This is a genomic window from Halomonas sp. HG01 (assembly GCF_000968715.2).
In the GTDB taxonomy this organism is placed as follows: domain Bacteria; phylum Pseudomonadota; class Gammaproteobacteria; order Pseudomonadales; family Halomonadaceae; genus Halomonas; species Halomonas halophila.
The window spans coordinates 447,100-471,405 of sequence record NZ_CP022134.1; the positions used below are offsets into that span (position 1 = coordinate 447,100).

The 24,306-nt window shown below is 69.0% G+C and carries 22 protein-coding genes; 16 read left to right on the forward strand and 6 right to left on the reverse strand.

The genetic code is table 11. The features are described 5' to 3' along the window. Nucleotides 1-97: 97 nt before the first annotated feature. A complete protein-coding gene (locus UN84_RS02060) occupies nt 98-826 on the forward strand; it encodes a GntR family transcriptional regulator (RefSeq protein WP_046079327.1) in 729 nt (242 codons plus the stop codon). 129 nt (nt 827-955) lie between these two features. On the opposite strand, the gene UN84_RS02065 is transcribed toward UN84_RS02060, so the two are convergent. The 3 genes from UN84_RS02065 to UN84_RS02075 all read right to left on the reverse strand — a co-directional run bounded on the left by UN84_RS02065 (nt 956) and on the right by UN84_RS02075 (nt 4,521). Continuing rightward, complete coding sequence (locus UN84_RS02065; protein ID WP_046079326.1) at nt 956-2,194, reverse strand: nucleoside permease; 1,239 nt, start codon at nt 2,192-2,194, stop codon at nt 956-958. 82 nt (nt 2,195-2,276) lie between these two features. After that, entirely contained in the window at nt 2,277-3,347 is a 1,071-nt protein-coding gene (locus UN84_RS02070; RefSeq protein WP_046079325.1) for a sugar phosphate isomerase/epimerase family protein, read from the reverse strand. A gap of 13 nt (nt 3,348-3,360) precedes the next feature. Beyond that, nucleotides 3,361-4,521, reverse strand: coding sequence for a Gfo/Idh/MocA family protein (locus tag UN84_RS02075; protein WP_046079324.1), 1,161 nt, complete (start codon nt 4,519-4,521; stop codon nt 3,361-3,363). A gap of 318 nt (nt 4,522-4,839) precedes the next feature. Between UN84_RS02075 and UN84_RS02080 the strand changes: the two genes are divergently transcribed. The 6 genes from UN84_RS02080 (at nt 4,840) to UN84_RS02105 (ending at nt 10,568) form a co-directional block, all read left to right on the forward strand. Then, a complete protein-coding gene (locus UN84_RS02080) occupies nt 4,840-5,721 on the forward strand; it encodes a sugar phosphate isomerase/epimerase family protein (RefSeq protein WP_052719360.1) in 882 nt (293 codons plus the stop codon). Nucleotides 5,722-5,764: 43 nt separating this feature from the next. Further along, entirely contained in the window at nt 5,765-7,453 is a 1,689-nt protein-coding gene (locus tag UN84_RS02085; protein WP_046079323.1) for a GMC oxidoreductase, read from the forward strand. Beyond that, nucleotides 7,450-8,001, forward strand: a complete 552-nt coding sequence (locus tag UN84_RS02090; protein ID WP_046079322.1) for a gluconate 2-dehydrogenase subunit 3 family protein — start codon at nt 7,450-7,452, stop codon at nt 7,999-8,001. Before UN84_RS02085 ends, UN84_RS02090 begins: the two co-directional genes overlap by 4 nt. A 68-nt stretch (nt 8,002-8,069) precedes the next feature. After that, nucleotides 8,070-8,837 (forward strand): 3-keto-disaccharide hydrolase, encoded by a 768-nt coding sequence (locus UN84_RS02095; protein ID WP_046079321.1) that lies wholly within the window; start codon nt 8,070-8,072, stop codon nt 8,835-8,837. A 99-nt stretch (nt 8,838-8,936) separates the two neighbouring features. Then, nucleotides 8,937-9,959, forward strand: a complete 1,023-nt coding sequence (locus UN84_RS02100; protein ID WP_046079320.1) for a LacI family DNA-binding transcriptional regulator — start codon at nt 8,937-8,939, stop codon at nt 9,957-9,959. A gap of 54 nt (nt 9,960-10,013) precedes the next feature. Next, nucleotides 10,014-10,568, forward strand: coding sequence for a DUF192 domain-containing protein (locus UN84_RS02105; RefSeq protein WP_046079319.1), 555 nt, complete (start codon nt 10,014-10,016; stop codon nt 10,566-10,568). Nucleotides 10,569-10,578: 10 nt separating this feature from the next. On the opposite strand, the gene UN84_RS02110 is transcribed toward UN84_RS02105, so the two are convergent. Continuing rightward, nucleotides 10,579-11,448, reverse strand: coding sequence for a DMT family transporter (locus tag UN84_RS02110; RefSeq protein WP_046079318.1), 870 nt, complete (start codon nt 11,446-11,448; stop codon nt 10,579-10,581). A 76-nt stretch (nt 11,449-11,524) separates the two neighbouring features. Beyond that, nucleotides 11,525-12,280 (reverse strand): outer membrane protein OmpK, encoded by a 756-nt coding sequence (locus UN84_RS02115; RefSeq protein WP_046079317.1) that lies wholly within the window; start codon nt 12,278-12,280, stop codon nt 11,525-11,527. A 373-nt stretch (nt 12,281-12,653) separates the two neighbouring features. On the opposite strand from UN84_RS02115, the gene UN84_RS02120 reads away from it, so the two are divergent. The 3 genes from UN84_RS02120 to UN84_RS02130 all read left to right on the forward strand — a co-directional run bounded on the left by UN84_RS02120 (nt 12,654) and on the right by UN84_RS02130 (nt 15,506). Then, nucleotides 12,654-13,664 carry a DctP family TRAP transporter solute-binding subunit gene (locus UN84_RS02120; protein WP_035594929.1) on the forward strand — a complete coding sequence of 337 codons (1,011 nt, stop codon included), beginning with the start codon at nt 12,654-12,656 and terminating at the stop codon, nt 13,662-13,664. A gap of 80 nt (nt 13,665-13,744) precedes the next feature. After that, complete coding sequence (locus tag UN84_RS02125) at nt 13,745-14,221, forward strand: TRAP transporter small permease (protein ID WP_035594926.1); 477 nt, start codon at nt 13,745-13,747, stop codon at nt 14,219-14,221. Next, complete coding sequence (locus tag UN84_RS02130) at nt 14,211-15,506, forward strand: TRAP transporter large permease (RefSeq protein WP_035594922.1); 1,296 nt, start codon at nt 14,211-14,213, stop codon at nt 15,504-15,506. The genes UN84_RS02125 and UN84_RS02130 overlap by 11 nt, the downstream gene beginning before the upstream one ends. Nucleotide 15,507: 1 nt before the next feature. Here the strand turns inward: UN84_RS02130 and UN84_RS02135 are convergent, their stop codons facing one another. Continuing rightward, a complete protein-coding gene (locus UN84_RS02135; protein WP_035594919.1) occupies nt 15,508-16,038 on the reverse strand; it encodes a macro domain-containing protein in 531 nt (176 codons plus the stop codon). Between the two features lie 275 nt (nt 16,039-16,313). On the opposite strand from UN84_RS02135, the gene UN84_RS02140 reads away from it, so the two are divergent. The 6 genes from UN84_RS02140 to UN84_RS02165 all read left to right on the forward strand — a co-directional run bounded on the left by UN84_RS02140 (nt 16,314) and on the right by UN84_RS02165 (nt 24,305). Then, nucleotides 16,314-17,294, forward strand: a complete 981-nt coding sequence (locus UN84_RS02140) for a TAXI family TRAP transporter solute-binding subunit (protein ID WP_046079316.1) — start codon at nt 16,314-16,316, stop codon at nt 17,292-17,294. A 143-nt stretch (nt 17,295-17,437) separates the two neighbouring features. Next, a complete protein-coding gene (locus UN84_RS02145; RefSeq protein ID WP_046079315.1) occupies nt 17,438-20,032 on the forward strand; it encodes a TRAP transporter permease in 2,595 nt (864 codons plus the stop codon). Nucleotides 20,033-20,044: 12 nt separating this feature from the next. After that, nucleotides 20,045-20,473 (forward strand): universal stress protein, encoded by a 429-nt coding sequence (locus UN84_RS02150; protein ID WP_046079314.1) that lies wholly within the window; start codon nt 20,045-20,047, stop codon nt 20,471-20,473. A 211-nt stretch (nt 20,474-20,684) separates the two neighbouring features. Continuing rightward, a complete protein-coding gene (locus UN84_RS02155) occupies nt 20,685-21,503 on the forward strand; it encodes a DUF2189 domain-containing protein (protein WP_035594908.1) in 819 nt (272 codons plus the stop codon). Between the two features lie 90 nt (nt 21,504-21,593). Beyond that, nucleotides 21,594-22,100, forward strand: coding sequence for an oxidoreductase (locus UN84_RS02160; protein ID WP_035594906.1), 507 nt, complete (start codon nt 21,594-21,596; stop codon nt 22,098-22,100). Between the two features lie 18 nt (nt 22,101-22,118). Then, entirely contained in the window at nt 22,119-24,305 is a 2,187-nt protein-coding gene (locus tag UN84_RS02165) for an ATP-binding protein (protein WP_046079313.1), read from the forward strand. Nucleotide 24,306: the final 1 nt, after the last annotated feature.

A 24,306-nucleotide genomic window follows, 5' to 3' on the forward strand; every position in this document is an offset into this window, starting at 1 on the left:
CGGTCGGGGCATTTTCTGTATACAATGCCGGGATGCGATACAGTCACTCATCCGCCCACACGCGACAGTCCGCGCGGACGATCAGGAGACCCACGTCATGAGCCAAGCCTGGCACGAGGAGTTGCAGGCCGACGTCAAGAGCGGTGCCCGCGTCGGCGACCGCGATATCGCCGACAAGGTGCGCCGAGCGGTGCTGATGCAGCGGCTACCGCCGGGCACCAAGCTGCCCGAAGTGACCCTGGGCGAGGTGTTCGGCGTCAGCCGCTCGGTGGTACGCAAGGCGCTGACCCGACTGGCCTCGGAGCACGTCGTCGACCAGCGCCCCAATCAGGTGGCGCGGGTGCGGGCGCCGAGCATCGAGGAGACCCGCGAGACCTTCGCCGCCCGGCGCCTGGTGGAAGGCGAGGTGGTCGCCCTGCTGGCCGGCACGCTTTCCGCCGAGACGCTGGACGCGCTCAGGATCCAGGCGAACGAGGAGACCGAGGCCCATCGCCGCGGCGACGAGCCGGCGCGCATCGAGCACTCGCTGAACCTGCACCACCTGCTGGCCGAGCACTCGCCCAATCGGGTGCTGGGCGGCATGCTCACCGACCTGGTGCTGCGCACCTCCATCGTGGTGGCGCTCTACAAGCGTTCCGGGCTTTCGTCCTGCTATCAGGAGGCCCAGCACGAGCGGCTGGTCGAACTGCTGGCCGCGGGCGAGGCGGAAGCCGCCCGCGGCGCGATCCACGATCACCTGCTCGGACTGGAAAACCTGCTGGACCTGAGCCCGCGGGAATCGAGCATCGACCTGAAGTCCATCCTGGGCCAGTCACCCGCGATCTGAAATCGTTCGCCGTCGACGTTTCAGACGTCGCCCCCGGCATTCCCAGACGACACCGCCGCGCCTCTTTATCGAGAGACGCGGCGGTGTCGTTTTGCGTCGAGGGCCCTGCCGGCGGCGGGGCGGGTGGCGTCAGGCGCGGGAGGCCGCCTCGGCGCCGGCCTGGGCGCGACGCTCGCGGAAGGCGATCAGGAACAGCACCAGCACCGCCAGGGCGAAGGCCGCCGGGAACAGCCAGATGCCCTGCCAGTCGTGGCCGCCCTCGGCCAGCGCGTAGTGGTCGGTGACCTGGCCGGCGATCCAGAAGCCGATCAGCATGCCGACGCCGTAGGTGGCCAGAGTGATCATGCCCTGGGCGGCGCTCTTGAACTGCTCGCCGGCCTTGGAATCGGTGTAGATCTGCCCGGTGACGAAGAAGAAGTCGTAGCAGATGCCGTGCAGCGCGATGCCCAGCAGCAGCAGGTAGAGCTGCCCCTCGGCGTCGCCGAAGGCGAACATCGCGTAGCGCAGCGCCCAGGCCAGCATGCCGATCAGCAGCGTCTTCTTGATGCCGAAGCGGCCGATGAACAGCGGCAGCAGCAGCATGAACAGCACCTCGGAGGCCTGTCCCAGGGTCATCTTGCCGGTGGGATTGGCCACGCCGACCTCGGCCAGGAAGGGGTTGGCGTTCTGGTAGTAGAAGGCCAGCGGAATGCAGATCAGCACCGAGGCGGCGAAGAAGATCGCGTAGTTGCGGTCCTTCAGCAGCGACAGGGCATCCAGGCCGAGCACCTCGCGCAGGCCGACCCGACTGCTGGCCTTGGGCGGGGTGGCGGGCAGGGTGAAGCTGTACACGCCCAGCGCTAGAGAGGCGATCGCGCCCATCAGGAAGGTGTTGCGCAGCAGGCCCTCGCCGATGCCGGCGGCGGAGTCCCAGGCGAACACGTAGCTGATGCCGAGGCCGGCGACGATCCAGCCGAGGGTGCCCCACACGCGGATGCGGGCGAACTCGGTGGCCGGGTCGCGCAGCTGGTGGAACGAGACCGAGTTCACCAGCGCCAGGGTCGGCATGTAGAGGATCATGTAGGCCAGCACCAGCGGATAGAAGGCCGCGAAGTCCTCGGCCAGGTAGAGCCCGACCATCAGCGCCGCGCCCAGCAGGTGCAGCACCCCGAGCAGGCGCTCGGCGTGGAAGTAGCGGTCGGCGATCAGGCCGATGATGAAGGGCGCGATGATCGCCCCCCAGGACTGGGTGGCGAAGGCCATCCCGATCTGGCCGCCGCTGGCCTCCAGATTGCTGGCCAGGAAGGTGCCCAGGGTGACGAACCAGCCGCCCCAGATGAAGAACTGCAGGAACATCATCAGGCTCAGGCGTGAGCGTAGCAGTGACATGGCGTTTTCCTTCTCGTGAGGCTTGTTGTTGTGGGGCGCGTTCTTGTGAGGCTCGTTGGCGCAGCTCTGTCGGGGCGGCGCGCTAGCGCGCCAGCCCCAGGATGCGGCGATTGCGGGCCGGGCTGGTGTCCTGGCCGGCGAAGTCGTCGAAGGCGCGGCCGGCGCGGGTGATCAGGTGCTCGGCGATGAAGGGCGCGCCCTCGGCGGCGCCCTGGGCGGCGTCCTTCAGGCAGCACTCCCATTCGAGCACCGCCCAGCCGTCGTAGCCGTACTGGGTCAGGCGGCTGAAGATGTCCTTGAAGTCGACCTGGCCGTCGCCCAGCGAGCGGAAGCGCCCGGGACGATCGACCCAGCCCTGATAGCCGCCGTAGACGCCGCTGCGCGCGTCGGGAGTGAACTCGGCGTCCTTGACGTGGAACATGCCGATGCGTTCGTGGTAGCGGTCGATGAAGCCCAGGTAGTCGAGCTGTTGCAGCAGCAGGTGGCTCGGGTCGTAGAGGATCCTGGCCCGCGGATGATGATCCACCGCCTCGAGGAAGCGCTCGAAGGAGGCGCCGTCGTGCAGGTCCTCGCCGGGATGGATCTCGTAGCACAGGTCGACCCCGGCCTCCTCGAAGGCGTCGAGGATCGGCCGCCAGCGCCGGCCGAGCTCGGCGAAGCCTTCCTCGACCAGTCCGGCGGGGCGCTGCGGCCAGGGATAGAAGAACGGCCACAGCAGGGCGCCGGAGAAGGTGGCGTGGGCCTTGAGCCCGAGCCGCTGGCTGGCCTTCGCCGCCAGCTTGAGCTGGGCGGTGGCCCACTCGGTGCGGGCCTCGGGATCGCCGTGCAGCTCGGCCGGGGCGAAGCCGTCGAACAGCTCGTCGAAGGCCGGATGGACCGCCACCAGCTGACCCTGCAGATGGGTGGAGAGCTCGCTGATCTCGACGCCGGCCGCGGCGCAGCGGGCCTTGAGCTCGTCGCAGTATGGCTGGCTCTCGGCGGCGCGCTCGAGGTCGATGAAGCGCGGGTCATGGGTCGGCAGCTGGATGCCGCGGTAGCCCTGGTCGGCGGCCCAGCGGGCGATGGCGTCGAGGCTATCGAAGGGCGCCTCGTCGCCGATGAACTGGGCCAGGAAGATCGCCGGGCCGCGGATGCCGGAAGACGTGTCGCTCATGGAAGGCTCCCGTTCAGTCGATGGAGGGCAGGTCGGTCCAGCGGCTGGCGCCGGCCTGGCTCTGGGTGACCGCCTCGATGAAGGCCATGCCGCGCAGCCCCGAGGCCATGCCGGGCACGCCGGCGATGTCGCCGCGGTCGCCGCGCCGGATCGCCGCGGCGGCGTCGCCGTAGAGGTTGGCCAGCGCCTCGAGATAGCCCTCGGGGTGGCCGCCGGGCAGGCGCAGCCGCGACAGGGCCGCGTCGACCAGCTCGGGCTGGTCGATGCCGGCGCGCAGCACGCGCATCGGCGCGCCCCGCGAGCGGTGGACCAGGCTGTTGGGCTCCATCTGGCGCCATTCCAGGGCGCCGTCCTCGCCGTAGAGGCGCAGCTTCAGCGCATTCTCCTCGCCGGTGCTGACCTGGCTGGCCATCAGGGTGCCGCTGGCGCCTTCGGCGGTGCGCAGCAGCACGTCGCCGTCGTCGTCCAGCCGGCGGCCGTCGACGTGGCTGCCGAGCGAGGCGCACAGCGATGCGACGCGCTGGCCGGAGACGAACTCGGCCAGTCCGAAGGCATGGGTGCCGATGTCGGCCATGCAGCCGCTGGGGCCGGCCAGGGCCGGGTCGGTGCGCCAGCCGGCCTGCTTGTTGCCCTGGGCCTCGAGGGTCTCGCCCAGCCAGCCCTGGGGATACTCGACGTGGATCTTGCGCAGCCGGCCGAGCGCGCCGGCGTCGACCATGGCGCGGGCCTGCCACACCATCGGGTAGCCCAGATAGGTGTGGGCCAGGCCGTACAGGCCGCCATGCTCGCGCCAGGTGGCCTCGAGGCCGCGGGCCTCGTCCAGCGACAGGGCGGCGGGCTTCTCGCAGAAGACGTGGAAGCCGGCGGCGAGGGCGGCCTCTGAGATCGGCACGTGCAGGTGATTGGGGGTAACGATCACCAGCAGCTGCATGCGCTGGTCGGCGGGCAGGGCGCGCTCGCCGTCCAGCAGGCTCTGCCAGTCTGCGTACAGGCGCGATGACGCCACGCCGCAGGCGGCGCCGGTGCGAGTGTTGTTGTCGGCATTGCGGCTGAAGGCGCCGCAGACCAGCTCGAAGTGGCCGTCGAGGTTGGCGGCCAGGCGATGGACCTGGCCGATGAAGGCGCCTTCTCCGCCGCCGACCATGCCCAGGCGGACTCTCGGGGTGGGGGACATCGATCGCTCCCGGATCGTGGGTGAACAGTGGTGATGTAACCGGTTACATGCTGTGTTTCGCAAAGTAGGGGACGCGGCGTGGATCGAGCAATGCGACCAAAGGCTATGCGGCCAATGTCTAGTCTTCGCGGGAAGAAGCGGGCATACGCCGCTGTGCCGGGGCTCGCAGGGTGATCGATGCTGTCGCGAGGGTAGTGATGGATGGGTTGCTCCATTGCGGCACGAAGGGTGATGACCTAAATAGTGTAACCGGTTACATGGCTGCTGGATGCGGTCATGGCTCGCCATCGAGCCCTCAACGACACGGAGACACGCCTCATGCACAACAACACGACACGCCCGCTCGCTGCCTTCCGCCCCCGCACGCTGCTGGCCTGCCTGGGGGCCGCCCTGGCACTGCCGGGGCTGGCCCACGCCCAGTCTCAGGACCCGGCCGCCTCGCCGGTGGCCGCCCAGATGTACACCCTGCGCGACGTCGGCTCGCTGGAGCAGCAGTTCGCTGCCGTCGAGCGCGCCGGCATCGCCTCGGTGGAACTGGTCGGCGACCAGGGCGTCGAGGCCGAGGAGATGAACGCGCTGCTGGCCGAGCACGAGCTGTCGGTCAGCTCCAGCCACGTGCCCCTCGACGACCTGCGCCACGATCTCGACGACGTGGTCGCCTTCCATCGCGCGATCGGCAACGACACCCTGGTGATTCCCTACCTGGCCGAGGACGAGCGCCCCGACAGCGCCGAGGGCTGGCGGGCGCTCGGCGAGGAGATCGGCGGCCTGGCCAGCCGACTCGCCGAGGACGACATGCGCCTGGCCTACCACAACCACGACTTCGAGATGCGGACCTTCGACGGCCGCACGGCGCTGGAGATCCTGCTGGAGGCCGCCGGCCCCGAGGTGATGGGCGAGGTCGACCTGGCCTGGGTGGCCCGCGGCGGCCAGGACCCGGCCGAGTACCTCGAGCACTTCGACGGCCGGCTGTTCGCGATCCACGCCAAGGACAACGCCCCGGCCGGCACCGCCGAGGACCAGCGCGGCTTCGCCATCATCGGCCAGGGCGTTCTCGACTGGGACGAGCTCCTGCCCGCCGCCCGCGAGGCCGGCGCCGAGGTCTACGTCATCGAGCACGACCAGCCGAAGGATGCCCAGGCGGTGCTGACCGAGGGCAACCGCTTCCTCGAGGCGGCGCTGTCGGCGCCGGCCGAGTGACGCCGGTCTCGGGCGAGACACGATAACGACAAGGAGACCGATCGTGGCAGATCATCATTACGACGCCATCGTGGTGGGTTCGGGCATCAGCGGCGGCTGGGCCGCCAAGGAGCTCACCGAGAAGGGACTCAAGGTGCTGCTGCTGGAGCGCGGCCGCAACATCGAGCACATCAAGGACTACCACAACGCCCACAAGGAGGCCTGGGACTACCCGCACCGCGGCGAGCCGACCCAGCAGATGAAGGCCGACTATCCGGTGCTCAGCCGCGATTATCCGCTCAACGAGCAGACCCTGGGCATGTGGGCCGACGAGCGGGCCAACCCCTACGTCGAGCAGCAGCGCTTCGACTGGTTCCGCGGCTATCACGTCGGCGGTCGCTCGCTGCTGTGGGGGCGCCAGAGCTACCGCTGGGCGCCGACGGACTTCGAGGCCAACCAGCGCGAGGGCGTGGCCGTCGACTGGCCGATCCGCTACGAGGATCTGGCGCCCTGGTACGACTACGTCGAGCGCTTCGCCGGCATCGCCGGGACCCGCGAGGGGCTGGATATCCTGCCCGACGGCGAGTTCCTGCCGCCGATCCCGCTGAACCGCGTGGAGAAGGACGTGGCTGCGCGCCTCCAGCAATCCTTCGGCGGCCGTCGCCATCTCATCCACAGCCGGACGGCCAACATCACCCAGCCCAAGCCGGAGCAGAATCGGGTCAACTGCCAGTTCCGCAACAAGTGCTGGCTGGGCTGCCCCTACGGCGGCTACTTCAGCACCCAGTCGGCGACCCTGCCGGTGGCCATGGCCACGGGCAACCTGACCCTGCGGCCCTTCTCGATCGTCACCCAGGTGCTCTACGACAGGGACCGCGTCCGCGCCCGGGGCGTCGAGGTGCTGGACGCCGAGAACGGCCAGACCTACGAGTACACCGCCGACGTGGTGTTCCTCAACGCCTCCACCTTCAACTCCACCTGGGTGCTGATGAACTCGGCCACCAACGTCTGGCCGGGCGGGCTCGGCAGCAGCAGCGGCGAGCTCGGCCACAACGTCATGGACCACCACTTCCGGGTCGGCGCCAGCGGCGAGATCGAGGGCTACGAGGACACCTACTACTTCGGGCGACGCCCCGCGGGCTTCTATATTCCGCGCTTCCGCAACGTCGGCGACGACCGCCGCGACTACCTGCGCGGCTTCGGCTACCAGGGCTCGGCCAGCCGCGAGCGCTGGGAGCGCGAGGTCGCCGAGGTCAGCCACGGCGCCGAGCTCAAGCAGGCGCTGAGCCAGCCGGGGGGCTGGAGCATCGGCATGACCGCCTTCGGCGAGATGCTGCCCCGCCACGCCAACCGCATCTCGCTGGACCCTGGTGTCACCGACGCCTGGGGCCTGCCGGTGCTGGCGATGGACGTCGGGCTCGGTGACAACGAGCGCGCCATGCGCCGCGACATGGTGCAGGACGCGGTGGACATGCTCGAGGCCGCCGGGGTGCGGAACGTGACGCCCGAGGAGGGCGACTACGCGCCGGGCATGGGCATCCACGAGATGGGCACCGCGCGCATGGGGCGCGATCCCGCTACCTCGGTGCTCAACGCCCACAACCAGGTATGGGACGCGCCTAACGTCTACGTCACCGACGGCGCCTGCATGACCTCGTCGTCCTGCGTCAATCCATCGCTGACCTACATGGCGCTGACCGCCCGGGCGGTCGACCACGCCGTGCGCGAGCTGAAGAGGGGGAACCTGGCATGAATCGCCGCGAACTGCTCAAGATGATCGCCGTCGCTACCGGCACCGCGCTGGTCGGCGGCCAGGCCCTCACCGCCTTCGCCGGCGGCAGGGGCGAGGAGGCACTGACGGACGCGGACGTGCGCCTGCTCGACGAGGTGGCCGAGACCCTGCTGCCGCGTACCGATACCCCGGGCGCAAGGGACGCCGAGGTCGGCGACTTCATGCGGGTGTTCGTGCGCGACTGCTACACCGCCGAGCAGCAGGCGCGGTTCCGCGACGGCATCGCCCGGATCGAGGCCCACAGCCGCGCGGCCCATGGCGCCGGCTTCCTGGCCCTGGACGCGCCGCGCCGCGGCGAGGTCGTCGCCGCCCTCGACCGCGAGGCTCGGGCGCGGGTCGCCGCCGAGGGCGAGCTCCACGGCTTCACCCTGATCAAGCAGCTGACCCTGTTCGGCTTCTTCACCTCGAAGGTCGGCGGCACCGAGGTACTGCGCTACGTGGCCATCCCCGGCCGCTACGACGGCGACCTGGCCTACGAGCCCGGCGAGCCGGCCTGGGCGACCACCTGAGCGCCTTCGCGCCATCCCGGCGCGGGCGTCACCGCCCGCGCGGCTCATGCAACGAGAGGAGACATCTTATGCACAAGGGAGTATCTGCGGGCGCGCTGATGACCGGGCTGGCCACGCTGGCCACCCTGGCGTCGACCGCTCCCCAGGCCGACGCGTCGAGTGACGCCGAGCGGGCGGCCAGGACGGAGGTCTGGGAGCCGGCGCCGCCGGTGGTGGCGGCACCGGCCGGCGGCGTGCCGTCGGACGCCGTGGTGCTGTTCGACGGCACGGATCTCTCCGCCTGGGAAGGCGAGGCGGGCGGGCCGGCCGAGTGGCGGGTGGAGGACGGCGCCATGACGGTGGTGCCCGGCGCCGGCGGTATCCGCACCCGGGAGGCGTTCTGCGATGTCCAGCTGCATCTTGAATGGCGCACCCCGGCCGACATCGACGGTTTCGACGGCCAGGATCGCGGCAACAGCGGCGTCTTCCTGCAGCAGCGCTACGAGATCCAGGTGCTGGATTCCCACGACAACCCCACCTACGCCAACGGTCAGGCGGCCTCGATCTACAAGCAGCACATGCCGCTGGTCAACGCCTCCCGGGGGCCGGGCGAGTGGCAGGCCTACGACATCCTCTACACCGCGCCGCGCTTCGACGAGGACGGCGAGCTGGACGCGCCGGCCCACGTCACGGTGCTGCACAACGGCGTGCTGGTGCAGCATCACGCCACGATCCAGGGCACCACCGAGTGGATCGGCGCGCCTTCCTACGACGAGGCCCACGGCTGCGCGCCGCTCGCCCTGCAGGATCACGACGCGGCGGTGAGCTTTCGCAACGTATGGATCAGAAGGCTCTAAGGATATCGCCGGCCGCATGCGATAAGCTGGGGCGTCCGCCGCGGCCGGTTCGTCGGGCGAGCCGGGGCGGCGGATCGTGTCGCATCGAGAAGAGGACGCATGTCCAATATACGCAAGGTCGCCGAACTGGCGGGCGTCTCCGTGGCCACGGTGTCGCGGACCCTCAAGTCGCCGGATATCGTGTCGCCGGCCACCCGCGACAAGGTGCGCCGAGCCATCGAGGCCTCGGGCTATCGCCCCAACCAGATGGCCGTGCAGTTCCGCTCCCGGCGCAGCCACAACCTGGCGGTGCTGGTGCCGACCATCGCCAACACCTTCTTCGCCCGGGTGATCGCCGGGGTCCAGCAGGCGGCCCGCGAGCAGGGCTACGGCGTGCTGCTGTGCAACACCCTGGGGCAGGAAGAGGACGAGATCCAGTACGCCGGCATGGTGGCCGCCCGCCAGGCCGACGGCGTCATCCAGCTGCGCGCCTTCAACCCCTTTCCGGACGATGCCGTCGAGCCGGGCCGGCCGCTGCCCATGGTCAACGCCTGCGAGGTGCTCGACGACGCCCCTTGCCCGACGCTCCGGATCGACAACCGGGCGGCGGCGCGTACCCTCACCGAGCATCTGATCGCGCTGGGCCACCGGCGCATTGCCATGATTCAGGGGCCGCGGCGCAGCCCGCTGACCCGCGATCGCGTGGCAGGCTATCGCGATGCGCTGGCGGCCGCGGGCATCGCGCCCGACGAGACCCTGCTGTGCCCCGGCGACTTCACCCCGGCTTCCGGACATGCGGCGGCGGGCAGCCTGCTGGCCGTCGAGTCGCCGCCGACCGCGATCTTCTGCGAGAGCGACGAGATGGCCATCGGCGCCATCAGTCGCCTCCGGCAGGCGGGGCTGTCGGTGCCCGCCGACGTCTCGGTGGCCGGCTTCGACGATATCGCCTTCGCCTCCTACAGCGATCCGGCGCTGACCACCATCGCCCAGCCCGCCGAGGCCTTCGGGCGTCGCGCCGTGGAGATGCTGATCGCTATCCTGGAGGGGCGCGGCGAGGTCGCGCCCAGGGTCGTGCTGCCCCACGAGCTGGTGATTCGCGACAGCACCGCGCCGCCCCGCGACGACATCCGGGACCGCGGATAGCGCCATCGGCTACCCTGTTCGGCAACCGCGCCGCATCTCCCTGAGAGGAACGTCATGAATCCGACCCGTCGCCGCCTGCTCCAGGCGCTTTCCTTGTTTCCCGCGCTGCCACTGGTTGCCTCGTGGCCCGGCCTCGCCATGGCCCAGGAGGCACGCCTGCCGCGGGTGCCGCTGACGGTGCACGGCGAGGCGGGCCCCCGGCGGCTGACCGTCGAGGTGGCGCGCCGCCTGGCCGAGCGCGCCCAGGGGCTGATGGGGCGCGAGCGTCTGCCGCAGGATGCCGGCATGCTGTTCCTCTACGACCGTACCCAGCCGTCGCGCAACGGCTTCTGGATGTACCGCACCCTGATCCCGCTGGACATCGCCTTCATCGACGAGGCCGGGCGCATCGTCGATATCCGTCGCATGGCGCCCTGCACCTCGGCGTCGGCCCGGGACTGCCCGGTGACGCGCCCGGATGCGCCCTATCAAGCGGCGCTGGAGGTCAATGCCGGCGTCTTCGAGGCGCACGGTATCGCGGTGGGCGACTGCGTCAGCTGGCCCGGTGATGGCGGTGAATGTGTCATCGACGAGTCCCGGCCTCGTGCTCAGGCTGCGCCGGGCAGCTGAATCGCCGGCGTCATTCTGCTGCCCGGCGTGAGAGGCGGCCACGGAAGCGCACCACGATCAGGGCGATGCCGGCCACCACCAGGCCGCCGCCGATCAGCTTGTTGGGGCCGAGCGGGTCGCCCAGCAGCAGCATGCCCAGCGCCACCGCCAGCACCGGCATCAGCAGCATCAGCGGCACCACGCGGTTGACCGGGTGGCGCCGCAGCAGGCCGTACCAGATGCCGTAGGCGACGATCGACGACATCACCGCCGTGTAGAGCACCGCGCCCCAGCCGCGCCAGCCGGCCTCGGTCAGGGCGGCCCAGTGCGCCTGCTCGAACCACCAGGATCCCAGCGCCACCTGCGGGGTGGCGAACAGCGCGATCCAGCCGGCCAGCGCCATGGGGGGCACCGGCGGGCCCTGCTTGATCAATAGCTGCGACACCGCCCAGGCCAGGGCGCTGGCCAGCAGCAGGGCGGTGGGCAGCGGGGCGGGCAGCGTCGGGCCGCCGGCCAGCACCACCACGCCGGCGAACGACAGCAGCAGGCCCGCCAGCCGCCGCGGGCCCAGCTTCTCCTTGAGAAATATCACTGCCAGCAGGGTGGCGAAGGGCGTGCCCATCTGCACCAGCAGGGCGCCGGTACCGGCCTCGGCCTGGCCGAGGCCGATGAACAGCAGGGCGAAGTGCAGGGTGCCGAAGGTCACCGACAGCAGCGCCAGGAACGGCAAGCGCGCCCGTGACACCGGATGGAAGGGCACCAGCAGGGCGGCCACCAGGGCGAAGCGCAGGGTGGTCAGCAGCAGTGGCGGAAGCTCGGTCACGCCGAGCTTGATGACGATGATGTTGAGCGCCCAGATGACGATGACGCCCAGTCCCAGGGCCAGGTCCTTGAGGGGCACGGCTCTTCCTTGATCGGTCGTGGAATGAAGCCACAGCCTAGCAGGAATCGCCGTGCCGGTGCCGCGCGTCACGACATCAGAAGGTCCAGCGGATCATGGCCTGGGGCAGCGACTCGTCGGTGTGCTCGAGGCCGAACTTGTTCTCCCAGTACTGATATTCCAGCCCCACGCCGAGGTGCTCGGTGGCGTGCCAGACCAGCTGTGGCTGGGTCAGCACCTGGGCGGCGAGATCGCCTTCCTCGGTGATGACGTCGATGAAGCCCTCGAAGCTGAAGTTGGCGCCGCCCAGTCGGAACGGCGCGTTCCAGGCCGTCGTGTACTGCATCGCGCTGCCCTTGGCGGTCTCGTCGTCGCGATACAAGGCGTACACCTTGAAAAAATCGAAGCCCGGCATCGCCACGTCGGCGGAAAGCCCTGCCATGTGGGTGGTCTTGCGCACGGACGCGTTGCGGTCGATGTCCAGCTGGCCGGTCAGATAGAGGCCGGTCAGCGGGCCGACGGACAGATCGAGGCCGGTGGCCTTGCCGATATTGCCGCGCAGGTTCCACTCCGCGTGGGTGCTGCCATGGTCCTGCTCGCTCGCGCTGCCCTGGTCGAGGTTGGTGAAGTCGGCGAAGAAGAAGCTGTCGCCGTAGGTCCAGCCGGTGGCGTTGGCCACGGTGAAGATGGCGTGCTCGGCGTTGTCGATGCCGAAGCCGGCGTCGGCGGTGTCCTCGTAGTCCCAGCCGTAGAGCGCCTCGACCTTGGTGGTGCTGTAGACGGCGGCGCTGGCGCCCTGGGCCGCGAACAGCGCGGCGGCGAGGGCGAGCGGGGCGGTGGTCTTGATGGGCATCCGGGATCTCCGTTGTTGGTGTTGGTCGTGGAGTGGGCGATGCATGCTGGGCGCGTCGTGGTGCCGGGGACTGTCTGGCAGGGCCTGCTCGGTGTGGCTCGTCTCGGCGAGAGACGGGCGCTCCGCCCGGCATGACGTGCTCATTTTGTATTCAATGATGTTCATCATTGGTGGTTGTTATTGTGAACAGCCAATAGGCGTTTATAGGCATTATTGTCGACGTTATCAATGTATTTGTGTATACAATTTGGTGGTGACAATAGTGAGTCGACCAACGTCGACTCTTGTCGTGGCGGGGGACAGCAGGCATATTTTCTTTTTGTGAAGTATCCATAACGCCGATAACCGCTCCCCGCGGACACAAGGACACGCTATGCCCACCTCCCGCTCTCTCGGGCGTCTCGCCGCCACCCTGGCCGGCGCCGCCCTGCTGACCTCGACGCTGACCGCCCAGGCCCGCGAGCTTTCCGTCTCCACCGTGCTGTCCGACGCCTTCCCCTGGGGGCAGGCCGCCGAGAAGTGGGCGGAACTGGTGGAGGAACGCTCCGACGGCGAGCTGACCCTGCGCGTCTATCCCAACGCCCAGCTGGTCAGTGGCGACCAGACCCGCGAGTTCTCTGCCATGCGTTCCGGACTGATCGATCTGGCCGTGGGCTCGACCATCAACTGGTCGCCCCAGGTGCCGGCGCTCAATCTCTTTTCGCTGCCGTTCTTCCTCCCCGACGAGGACGCCGTGGACGCGGTGACCGGCGGCGAAGCCGGCGACATGATCTTCTCCGCCATCGAGGACAAGGGCGTGGTGCCGCTGGGCTGGGGCGAGAACGGCTTCCGCCAGCTCTCCAATTCCCGCACCGACATCGATGCGCCGAGCGATCTCGAGGGCCTGAAGATCCGGGTGGTGGGCTCGCCGCTGTTCCAGGACACCTTCACCGCACTGGGTGCCAACCCGACCCAGATGAGCTGGGCGGATGCCAAGCCGGCGTTGACCACCGGCGCCGTGGACGGTCAGGAGAACCCGCTGTCGGTGTTCGACGTGGCGCGCATCGATCAGGTCGGCCAGGCCCACCTGACGCTGTGGAACTACATGAACGACCCGCTGGTGTTCGCCGCCAACCGCCAGGTGTGGGGCTCGCTGTCCGAGGAGCAGCAGCAGATGCTGCGCGAGACCGCCGTTGAGGCCGGCGCCTGGGAGATCGCCAAGACCCGCGAGGAGCAGGCCGGGCGCCTGGCGGCGATCCGCGAGCGCGGCGTGACCGTCACCGAGCTCGACGAGAGTCAGTACCAGGCCTTCGTCGAGGCGACCGAGAGCGTTCACGACACCTGGGTGCCGCGCATCGGCGAGGAGATCGTCGAGGCCGCCCGCCGCGACATCGACGCGCCCTGACGCTCGCCTCACCCTCATGAGACGTCGCCCGGCCTCGGCCGGGCGACGTCGTCGTTCCTCACCCGTCAAGATCCCCCGTCATGAAACGTCCCGACGCAAGACTCGAGCGCGTGCTCGCGACCCTGGCCATCCTGATCATCGGCCTGATCAGCCTGGCCAACGTGGTGGTGCGCTACGTCACCGACGCCTCCTTCGCCTTCACCGAGGAATTCTCGGTGTTCCTGCTGGTGCTGCTGACCTTCGCCGGCGCCTCGGTGGCGCTGCGCCGCCATCGCCATATCCGCATCGCCCTGCTGGAGCGGGCCCTGCCGCCGGGGCCGCGGCGCGCGCTGATCCTGTTCCAGGGCCTGTGCGGGCTGGTCGTGCTGGGGCTGGTGGCCTGGTACGGCGGCAAGCTGGCGTGGCAGGAATACCAGTGGGAGACCCTGTCGCCGGGCCTGGGACTGCCCCAGTGGTGGTACCTGGTATGGCTGCCGCTGCTCGCCGGGCTGATGCTGTGGCGCCAGTGCCAGCAGACCCTCGACCGCCTGCGCGGAGGGCTCGACGATGAGTCCTGACCTGTGGATGCTGCTGGCCTTCGCCGGCCTGCTGATCGCCGGGGTACCGGTGGCCTTCTCGCTGGGGCTGTCCGGGGCGGTGGGCATCGTCGCCGGGCTGTCGCCGGCGATGCTGGCGACGCTGGGCACCAACACCTACAACAGCGTCGCCAAGTACCCGCTGATCGCCATTCCGCTGTTCATCCTCACCGGGCTGATCTTCGAGCGTGCCGGGGTGGCGGCGCGACTGGTGCGCTTCGCCCAGGCGCTGATCGGCCCGCGCCACGGGGGCCTGGCGCTGGTGGCGGTGCTGGTGTGCATGATCATGGGCGGCATGAGCGGCTCCGGCCCGGCCGATGCCGCGGCCGTGGCCATGGTGATGCTGCCCAGCATGACCAAGGCCGGTTATCCCAGGCCCTTCTCGGCGACGCTGATCGCGGCGTCGGCCTCCACGGCGATCCTGATTCCGCCCTCGGTGGCGCTGATCCTGTATTCCATCGTGGTGCCGGGAGTGGACCTGCGCGCGCTGTTCGCCGCCGGCCTGTTTCCGGGCATGCTGGCCGGGGCGGCGCTGCTGGTGCCGGCCTGGTGGCTGTCGAAGCGTAACGGCTGGGAGGCGCCTGGCGAGACGGAGCGTCCGCCGATCGGCGAGAGCTTCCGCCAGGCGATCCCGGCGCTGTTCGCCCCGGTGCTGATCCTCGGCGGGCTGCGCTCGGGACTGTTCACGCCCACCGAGGCGGCGGTGGTGGCGGTGGCCTATGGCGTGGTGGTGGGCCTGTGGCTGACCCGCGAGCTCGGCTGGCGCGACCTCTGGGCGCTGCTCGGCGAGGCCGCGGTGATCTCCGGGGTGGTGATGCTGATCATCGCCCTGGCCGGCATCTTCGCCTGGGCCGGCACCATGCTGGGCACCTTCCGCCACCTGGCGGAGTGGGTGATCGGGCTGTCGGACAACGGCACGCTGCTGCTGGTGCTGATCATGCTGGCGGTGCTGCTGGCCGGGATGCTGCTGGATGCCATCTCGATCTACCTGATCATGATGCCGATCCTGGTGCCGGTGATGCAGCACTTCGGCTGGAACCCGGTGTGGTTCGGCATCCTGCTGGCGATGAACATCGCCATCGGCCAGTTCACGCCGCCGGTGGCGGTCAACCTGATGGTCACCACCGAGGTGGCGCGGGTGCGCCTGGAGCAGACCGTGGGCTGGGCGCTGGTGTTCGTGGCGGCCATGGCCAGCGCGCTGGCGCTGGTGGTGATCTTCCCGCAGCTCGCCCTGTGGTTGCCGGAGCTGTTGGGCTACAACGTCTGAGTCAGCCTGCGCTCAGGGCCTCGAGGGTGTGCCGATGCAGCTCGGCGCCGGCGGCGTCGAACAGCACGAAGCGTACCTGCCTGACCGCCGGACAGTGGGGCAGGGTGGTGAGCACGGTGGACAGGGCGATGCGCGCCGCCTCGGCCGCCGGATAGCCGAAGGCGCCGGTGGACAGCGCCGGAAAGGCGAGGCTCTCGATGTCATGCCGCTGCGCCAGTTCCAGGGCGTGGCGGTAGCAGTCGGCCAGCAGCGCGTCGGAGGGCTCATCGACGCCGTAGACCGGCCCCAGGCAGTGAATGACATGGCGGTTGGGCAGGCCGAAGGCGTCGGTGATCACGGCCTCGCCGGGATGGATCGGCGCCAGGGGCGCGCAGGCCTCGGCGAGCTCGGGGCCGGCGGCGCGGTGCAGGGCGCCGGCCACCCCACCGCCGCTCATCAGCCGGGCGTTGGCGGCGTTGACCACCGCCTCGATGTCGTCCTGCCGGGCGATGTCGCCCTGACGGCATTCGATGCGCGATGCGTGGGCGTGCATGTCGGGATCCTCCTGGGCTGGGTGCCCTTCCCAGTCTGGCGGCCGTCCCGGGCGGCTGACAAGGCGCCGCTTGCCGCCGCGGTGCGGGCGTTGGCCAAGGCAATGGGCCACGAACGTTGACGGCAACTACACTGGGGTGGAAGCAATAAACTCCATCGGACAGACGTTTTTTCGCTAAAGTAGGTATTGTCGAATAGATCGAACTGGCTCAGGATGCGCCGTCGATCGAATGGCTTTGCCAAACGTTTTGCCAACAACGTCAACGAGGTGCGTCAATGAAACGCCATGCTTTCTCCACCGCCGCCTTCTCCGGTGCGCTGCTGGGTGCTGCCATGTTCGCGTCGCCGGCCATGGCGCAGGACGAAGAGCAGTTCATCACCATCGGCACCGGTGGCCAGACCGGCGTGTACTACGTGGTCGGCCAGTCCGTCTGCCGCCTGGTCAATCGTCTCGACGACGCCAACATCAAGTGCAACGCGCCCTCCACCGGCGGTTCCGTGGCCAACATCAACGGCATCAAGTCCGGTGAGCTGGACATGGGCGTGGTGCAGTCCGACGTCCAGTTCCAGGCCTACAACGGCACCGGCAACTTCGAGGACGAGGCCTACGACAAGCTGCGGGCCGTCTTCCGCGTGCACGGCGAGCCGCTGACCATCCTGGCCCGCGCCGACGCCGACATCGAGACCCTCGACGATCTGGAAGGCAAGCGCGTCAACATCGGCAACCCGGGCTCCGGCCAGCGCAACACCATGGAAGTGGTGATGGACGCCAAGGGCTGGACCCAGGATTCCTTCTCGCTGGCCTCCCAGCTGGATGCCGCCGAGATGGCCTCCGCCCTGGCCGACAACAACATCGACGCCATGGCCTACGTGGTCGGCCACCCCAACGGTGCGATCCAGGAAGCCACCACCACCGTCGATTCGCGCCTGGTGCCGCTCAACGATGAGGACGTCCAGGGCATCGTCGACGAGTATCCCTACTACTCCATGTCGGTGATCCCGGGCGGGCTCTACAAGGGTAACCCGGACGACGTCGAGACCTTCGGCGTGGCGGCCACCTTCGTGACCGACTCCGATACCAGCGACGAGGTGGTCTACCAGACCGTCAAGGCGATCTTCGACAACTTCGATCGCTTCAAGCAGCTGCACCCGGCCTTCGCCAACCTGGACCCGCAGGAAATGGTCACCCAGGGGCTCTCGGCACCGCTCCACGAAGGGGCCGCGCGCTACTACCGCGAACAGGGCTGGATCGAGTGATCGTCAGCCGCTGAACCTGCGTCATTCGCCAAAGCATGCGCGGCCCTCGCCGAGGGCCGCGCATTGCGTTTGTGATTCCGAAAAAAGAGTGAAAGAGAGCGTCGAGCACGCCATGTGTCATCTTAACCAACCAGGGCACGCTTATGACTGACGACAAGACAAGGGCGCCGGGCGCCGAGGTCGATCTGGAGGACATGGTCGCCTCCAGCGACTCGGGGGCGCGCAAGCCGGCGGGAACGCCGGGCAAGCTGCTGGTGAGCATCGCCGCGGTCTGGTCGCTGTTCCAGCTGTGGATCGCCTCGCCGATCCCCTTCGTGCTGGGATTCGGTGTCTTCAACGCCACCGAGGCGCGCTCCATCCACCTGGCCTTCGCGCTGTTCCTGGCCTACATGGCCTATCCGGCCCTCAAGCGCTCGCCGCGGGATCGCATCCCGCTGCTGGACTGGGGCCTGGCCTTCGCCGCGGCGTTCTGCGGCGCCTACATGTTCATGTTCTACGAACAGCTGGCCCAGCGCCCCGGCGCGCCGATCACTCAGGACGTGATCGTCGGCGTGATCGGCATCGTGCTGCTGCTCGAGGCGACGCGCCGTGCCCTGGGGCCGCCGCTGATGATCGTGGCCCTGGTGTTCCTCGTCTACAGCCTGGCCGGGCCCTGGATGCCGGGTATCCTCGCCCACGGCGGGGTCAGCCTCAACGGGCTGGTCAACCACCAGTGGCTGACCACCCAGGGGGTGTTCGGCATCGCCCTGGGCGTGTCGACCAGCTTCGTGTTCCTGTTCGTGCTGTTCGGTGCCCTGCTCGACAAGGCCGGGGCCGGCAACTACTTCATCAAGGTCGCCTTCTCGCTGCTCGGCCACTATCGCGGCGGTCCGGCCAAGGCCGCCGTGGTGGCCTCCGGCATGACCGGCCTGATCTCCGGCTCCTCGATCGCCAACGTGGTGACCACCGGTACCTTCACCGTGCCGATGATGAAGCGCGTCGGCTTCCCGGCCGAGAAGGCCGGCGCCGTGGAGGTGGCCTCCTCGGTCAACGGCCAGATCATGCCGCCGGTGATGGGCGCCGCGGCCTTCCTGATGGTCGAGTATGTCGGCATCTCCTACGTGGAGGTGATCAAGCATGCCTTCCTGCCGGCGCTGATTTCCTATATCGCGCTGGTCTATATCGTCCACCTGGAGGCCCTCAAGGCCAACATGCAGGGCCTCGAGAGCAGCAATCCGCCGAAGCCGCTGGTGCGCAAGGCGGTGGGTTTCCTGGCCGGGCTGCTGCTGATGATGATCACCGCCCTGGTGGTCTACTACGGCCTCGGCTGGCTCAAGCCGGTGCTCGGCGATGCCACGCCCTGGGTGGTCGCCGTGGTGCTGGCCGCGGTCTACGTGAGCCTGCTCAAGCTGGCCTCGGGCTATCCGGAGCTGGAACTCGATGACCCCGACGAGCCGGTCTACAAGCTGCCCCAGACCCGCCCCACGGTGATGGTCGGCCTGCAGTACATCCTGCCGGTGATCGTGCTGATCTGGTGCCTGATGGTGGAACGCCTGTCGCCTGGGCTGTCGGCCTTCTGGGCCACGGTGTTCATGGTCTTCATCATGATCACCCAGCGCCCGATCACGGCCATGTTCCGTCACCGCAGCAACCTGGCGGCGGACGTGCGCGAAGGCTTCCACGACCTCTGGGACGGCCTGGTCACCGGTGCCCGCAACATGATCGGCATCGGCATCGCCACCGCCACGGCGGGCATCATCGTCGGCGCCGTGTCCCAGACCGGCGTGGGCCTGGTACTGGCCGATGTGGTGGAGATCCTCTCCATGGGCAACCTGCTGCTGATCCTGCTGCTCACCGCGGTGCTCAGCCTGATCCTCGGCATGGGCCTGCCCACCACGGCCAACTACATCGTGGTGTCGGCGCTGCTGGCGCCGGTGATCGTCCAGCTCGGCGAGCAGAACGGCCTGCTGGTGCCGCTGATCGCGGTGCATCTGTTCGTGTTCTACTTCGGCATCATGGCCGACGTGACGCCGCCGGTGGGGCTGGCCTCGTTCGCCGCGGCGGCGGTCTCCGGGGGCGACCCGATCCGTACAGGCTTCCAGGCGTTCTACTACAGCCTGCGCACCGCGGCGCTGCCGTTCCTGTTCATCTTCAACACCGACCTGCTGCTGATCGATGTCTCGCTGTTGCAGGGCATCCTGATCTTCGTGGTGGCGACGGTGGCGATGCTGATCTTCGCGGCGGCGACCCAGGGCTTCATGATCGCCCGCAATCGCTGGTACGAGTCGCTGCTGCTGCTGCTGGTGGCCTTCACGCTGTTCCGCCCGGGCTTCTGGATGGACATGATCCATGATCCCTACCAGGACGTGCCGCCGGCGCAGTTCGTCGAGGCGCTGGGCAACGCCGACCCCGACTCCTCGCTGCGCCTGCAGATCAGCGGCCTGGACGCCTACGGCGATCCGATGACCACCTACATGACGCTGCCGGTGCCGGACGGCGAGACCGGCGAGGATCGCCTGTCGAACCTGGGGCTGATGCTCAATGTCGAGGACGATCGTGCCATGGTCGACATGGTCACCTACGGCAGCGAGGCGGCGAAGCTCGGCTTCGACTTCGACCAGGAAATCATCCAGGTGCAGGCGCCGGTGGATCGCTGGACCAAGGAGTGGATGTGGATTCCCGCCTTCCTGGTGCTGGCCCTGGTGGTGATGCTTCAGCGGCGGCGCCGCGATCGCGGTGGCAAGCCGATCTCGGCCTGATGGAGGTGACCCATGTATAGCAAGATCCTGTTGCCGGTGGACCTCAACGAGGAGGCCTCCTGGAGCAAGGCGCTGCCCACGGCGCTGGCACTGTGCAAGAGCTTCGGTGCCTCTCTGCACGTGGTGACGGTGATGCCGGACTACCGCATGCCGCTGGTGGGGGCCTATTTCCCCGAGGACTTCGCCGCCAAGGCTCACCAGGAAGTGACCAAGGCACAGCACGAGTTCATCCAGCAGCACGTGCCGGACAACGTCCAGGTGCAGAGCGTGATCGTCGATGGCTCGCCCTGGGAGGCGATCATCAAGGCCGCCAAGAAGCTCGACATCGACCTGATCGTGATGGCCTCCCACAACAAGCGCAAGTTCGCCGATTACGTGCTCGGTCCCAACGCCGAGCATGTGGTGCATCACAGCAAGATGTCGGTGATGATCGTGCGCTGAGGCGCGTTCCGCGTTCCGCGACGCCCACGTCCCCACCCGGGGGCGTGGGCGTCGTCGTGTCGGCGGGAATGATCCGGATCACGGCGGGGTGGCGGGGGAACGACTAGAGTAACCAGTGACAGGCGGCGATGCCGGGCCGAAGGGGCGACGGCGGTCGCCTGCTCGACCCGGCAAATCCGGGACTCCAGCGTCGGCAAACGGGGGTGTCACCATGTGTGCAGCAGCCACGAAGAGCGGCGGTAAGGACGGTTCTCAGGTGCGAATCCGCATTCGTCCGATCGGCATGGACAAGCCTCGAATCTGGCTGGCCGAAGGGTTCGCCGACTTCCGGCGTGCCACGACGGTGAGCCTGGCCTACGGGCTGTTCTGGGTGGGGCTGAGCCTCGCCATCACCGCGGGGGCCTTCGTGCTGGGGCTGTGGCACTGGCTGCTGCCGCTGATCGCCGGTTTCATGTTCCTCGGTCCGCTGGTGGCGGTAGGCTCCTACGGCATCAGCCGGGCGCTGGAAGCCGGGCGCGAGCCGACCCTCGGCGACGCCTTCGGTGCCTGGACCGGCCATGTCGGCTCGCTGGCGATGATGGGCGTGATGATGATGATCTTCTTTCTCGCCTGGATCCGCCTCGCCACCCTGCTGTTCGCGCTGTTCTTCGGCCTCGGCGCCCCGGACCCGGCGACTCTCTACGCGACGCTGCTGACCACGGTGGAAGGGCTCGGCATGCTGGCCGTGGGGACGGCGGTCGGGGCGCTGCTGGCCTTCGGCGCCTTCGCCATCAGCGTGGTGGCCATTCCGACCCTGATGGACCAGGACCTGACCTTCATGGAGGGCATCGAGGCCAGCATCCGGGCGGTGGCCGGCAACCTGCGCCCGATGATGCTGTGGGCCGCCATCATCACCGGGTGCGTGATGGTCGGGGTGGCCACCTTCTATATCGGCCTGGCGCTGATCCTGCCGGTGCTCGGCCATGCCAGCTGGCACGCCTATGAGGACCTGGTGCGCATCGATACCGACGAGGGGGATACGCGGGCCTGAGCCGCAGGCGCGCGCTTCCGCTGCCGTGCCTGACGGCGTGGCGGGATTCGCGTAATCTTGGCGCCGAGACTGCCAATCCGGAGCCCCGACATGCGCCTTCGACGCCTGCTGCCCTTGATCCTGGTCCTGCCTTGGTGCCTGGCGGCGACCGCCGCCGAGCCCCTGCCCGAGCCCGAGGGGCGCGTGATGCTGACCGTCAGCGGCGACATCACGCGCACCAACGGCGAGGGCAAGGCGCGCTTCGATCGCGCCATGCTCGAGGCCCTGCCGTCCCGTATCATCGAGACTCACACCCCCTGGCACGAGGCGTCGGCCCGCTACGAAGGCCCGCTGGGCGAGGCGATATTCGAGGCGGTGGGCGCACGGGGCGACCAGGCCAGGGTGATGGCGCTGAACGGCTTCGAGGCCGAGGTGCCGCTCAGCGACTTCACCCGCTACGGCGTCATCCTGGCGATGACGCGCGACGGGGAGCCCATGCCGATCCGCCGCTTCGGCCCCCTGTTCGTGCTCTATCCCTTCGACGAACGCCCCCACCTGCTCAACGAGGAAACCCGCTTTCGCTCGGTGTGGCAGGTCGTGCGCATCGAGATCCACTGACCGACGAGGAGCCGCCCGGTGCGCCATTCTCCGCTGCGCCTGAAGCTCGGCGTCGTCGCGGCCCTGCTGCTGTTCGTCGCCGCCATCCTGCTGGTCGGACTGGTCGCCTGGCGCCAGGACAGCCTGGTCTGGCGGGTCGGCGGCGATACCGTCTGGCACGCCTACAAGCTCGACCGTGACGCCGTCGAGCTGCGCAGCTACCTGGCCATGAGCGAGGCGGCCCCCGAGGCCCTCGACGAGGCGCGGTTGCGCTTCGAGCTTCTTTACAGCCGGCTGACGCTGCTGCGTGGCGGCAAGATCGCCGATCTCATCGATCGGGTGCCCGGCTCCGAGTCGCTGGTCGACGAGATCGAGCAGCAGCTGCAAGCGCTGGACAGGCGGCTGCAGGGGCTCGATACCCTGACCCCGGTCGCCCGCCAGGACATGATCGAGCGCCTGGGCAGGATCAGCCGGCCGGCCGAGCGGTTGATCATCACCATCAACGGGCATCTGGCGAGCGTCTCGACCCACGAGCGTGATCGCCTGCAGTGGCTCTATGGCCTGTTGCTGGCGCTGATCCTGGGCATGAGCGTGGCGGCCATGCTGGTGGTGACCTTCCTGATTCGCGAGGCCCGTGACAACGCCGCCGCGCGTCGCGCCCTGGAATCGCTCAGCCGCGAGCTGGAGACCACGGCGCGTCGCGCCGAGTCGGCCAGTCAGGCCAAGTCCGAGTTCCTCGCCACCGTCAGCCACGAGATCCGCACGCCGCTCAACGGCGTGATCGGCATGAGCGACCTGCTGGTGGAGCAGTCCCTGCCCGAGCGGGCCCGTCATTACGCCGACACCATCCATGAGAGCGCCAGCCGCCTGATGGAACTGATCAACGATATCCTCGACTTCTCCAAGATCGAGGCCGGTCGCCTGGAGCTCGAGCATCGCACCCTGAATGTGTCCGAGCTCGTCGATGGCGCGGTATCGCTGTTTCGCCCCCACGCCGAGGCCCGTGGCCTGCGGCTCGAGCGAATCCTCGATCCGACGCTGCCGGCCCATGTCATCAGCGACCCCGGCCGGCTGCGTCAGGTGCTGCTGAACCTGCTGTCCAACGCCTTGAAGTTCACCGACGAGGGGACGGTTCGCGTCGAGGTGGAGCGCGACGGCGAAGGGGAGCTGTGCTTCGCGGTGATCGATACCGGCTGTGGCATCACCGCCGATCAGCGCTCCCGACTGTTCGAACCCTTCCGCCAGGGCGATCCCGGCACGGCGCGTCGCTTCGGCGGCAGCGGCCTGGGGCTGGCGATCAGCAAGCGACTGGTGGAGGCGCTAGGCGGCGAGATCGGCATGGAAAGCCGGCCCGGCGAGGGCAGCCGCTGCTGGTTCCGGGTGCCGTTGCTCGAGGCGGCGGCTCCGGCAGAGGCCTCGACGACCGCGCTGGCCTTGGACAGCCCCGCCCTGCACGACGCCCGCCTGCTGGTGGTCGAGGACAATCCGGTCAACCAGCAGGTGGCGCTGGCCATGCTCACCAAGCTTGGGTGTCGCGCCAGCCTGGCGAGCTCCGGCGCCGAGGCCCTGGCGAGCGTCGCCCAGGAGCGCTTCGATCTGGTGTTCATGGACGTGCAGATGCCGGACATGGACGGCCTCGAGGTGACCCGGCGCATCCGCTCACGGGGCGGCTGGCTGGCCGACATGCCGATCGTGGCGATGACCGCGGGCGGGCCGCTGGGCGATCAGGCGCGCTGCCTGGCGGCGGGCATGAACGGCTATCTGGCCAAGCCGCTGTTGCAGGCCTCGCTGCTCAAGGTGCTGCATCGCCATCTGGCATGTCGGGAGACGCTGGCACGACCGGCCTCGCCGACGCTCTCCGGCGAGCCCGTGACGGCGGCGGAGCCGACGCTGGACGACGAGGCGATGGCGGCGCTGCGCGAGAGTCTCGACGCCGAGGCGATGGTGGCGCTGGTGGCGCGCTATCGCCAGGAAGCCGAGGGGCATCTCGCGTCGCTGGACGCCGCCTTCGCCGCGTACCAGGCCGAGGACGTGCAGCGCCTGGCGCATCAGCTCAAGGGCGAGTCCGCCACCCTCGGGGCGGTACGGGTGGCCGCGCTGGCCGCCCGGCTGGAGCATGCCGCCCGGGACGATGCCCTGGCCGGCGAGGAGGCGACCCTGGCCGCCCTGCGCCGGCGGCTGGACGAGGCCCTGGCGGCGTTGGAGGGCGAGACCGCCGCTCCCTGAG

Excerpts from the sequence above, each read along its gene's own strand:
- UN84_RS02060 (WP_046079327.1), top strand. The coding sequence starts at position 98 with ATGAGCCAAGCCTGGCACGAGGAGTTGCAGGCCGACGTCAAGAGCGGT.
- UN84_RS02065 (WP_046079326.1), bottom strand. The coding sequence starts at position 2,194 with ATGTCACTGCTACGCTCACGCCTGAGCCTGATGATGTTCCTGCAGTTC.
- UN84_RS02070 (WP_046079325.1), bottom strand. The coding sequence starts at position 3,347 with ATGAGCGACACGTCTTCCGGCATCCGCGGCCCGGCGATCTTCCTGGCC.
- UN84_RS02075 (WP_046079324.1), bottom strand. The coding sequence starts at position 4,521 with ATGTCCCCCACCCCGAGAGTCCGCCTGGGCATGGTCGGCGGCGGAGAA.
- UN84_RS02080 (WP_052719360.1), top strand. The coding sequence starts at position 4,840 with ATGCACAACAACACGACACGCCCGCTCGCTGCCTTCCGCCCCCGCACG.
- UN84_RS02090 (WP_046079322.1), top strand. The coding sequence starts at position 7,450 with ATGAATCGCCGCGAACTGCTCAAGATGATCGCCGTCGCTACCGGCACC.
- UN84_RS02095 (WP_046079321.1), top strand. The coding sequence starts at position 8,070 with ATGCACAAGGGAGTATCTGCGGGCGCGCTGATGACCGGGCTGGCCACG.
- UN84_RS02100 (WP_046079320.1), top strand. The coding sequence starts at position 8,937 with ATGTCCAATATACGCAAGGTCGCCGAACTGGCGGGCGTCTCCGTGGCC.
- UN84_RS02105 (WP_046079319.1), top strand. The coding sequence starts at position 10,014 with ATGAATCCGACCCGTCGCCGCCTGCTCCAGGCGCTTTCCTTGTTTCCC.
- UN84_RS02115 (WP_046079317.1), bottom strand. The coding sequence starts at position 12,280 with ATGCCCATCAAGACCACCGCCCCGCTCGCCCTCGCCGCCGCGCTGTTC.
- UN84_RS02120 (WP_035594929.1), top strand. The coding sequence starts at position 12,654 with ATGCCCACCTCCCGCTCTCTCGGGCGTCTCGCCGCCACCCTGGCCGGC.
- UN84_RS02125 (WP_035594926.1), top strand. The coding sequence starts at position 13,745 with ATGAAACGTCCCGACGCAAGACTCGAGCGCGTGCTCGCGACCCTGGCC.
- UN84_RS02130 (WP_035594922.1), top strand. The coding sequence starts at position 14,211 with ATGAGTCCTGACCTGTGGATGCTGCTGGCCTTCGCCGGCCTGCTGATC.
- UN84_RS02135 (WP_035594919.1), bottom strand. The coding sequence starts at position 16,038 with ATGCACGCCCACGCATCGCGCATCGAATGCCGTCAGGGCGACATCGCC.
- UN84_RS02140 (WP_046079316.1), top strand. The coding sequence starts at position 16,314 with ATGAAACGCCATGCTTTCTCCACCGCCGCCTTCTCCGGTGCGCTGCTG.
- UN84_RS02145 (WP_046079315.1), top strand. The coding sequence starts at position 17,438 with ATGACTGACGACAAGACAAGGGCGCCGGGCGCCGAGGTCGATCTGGAG.
- UN84_RS02150 (WP_046079314.1), top strand. The coding sequence starts at position 20,045 with ATGTATAGCAAGATCCTGTTGCCGGTGGACCTCAACGAGGAGGCCTCC.
- UN84_RS02155 (WP_035594908.1), top strand. The coding sequence starts at position 20,685 with ATGTGTGCAGCAGCCACGAAGAGCGGCGGTAAGGACGGTTCTCAGGTG.
- UN84_RS02160 (WP_035594906.1), top strand. The coding sequence starts at position 21,594 with ATGCGCCTTCGACGCCTGCTGCCCTTGATCCTGGTCCTGCCTTGGTGC.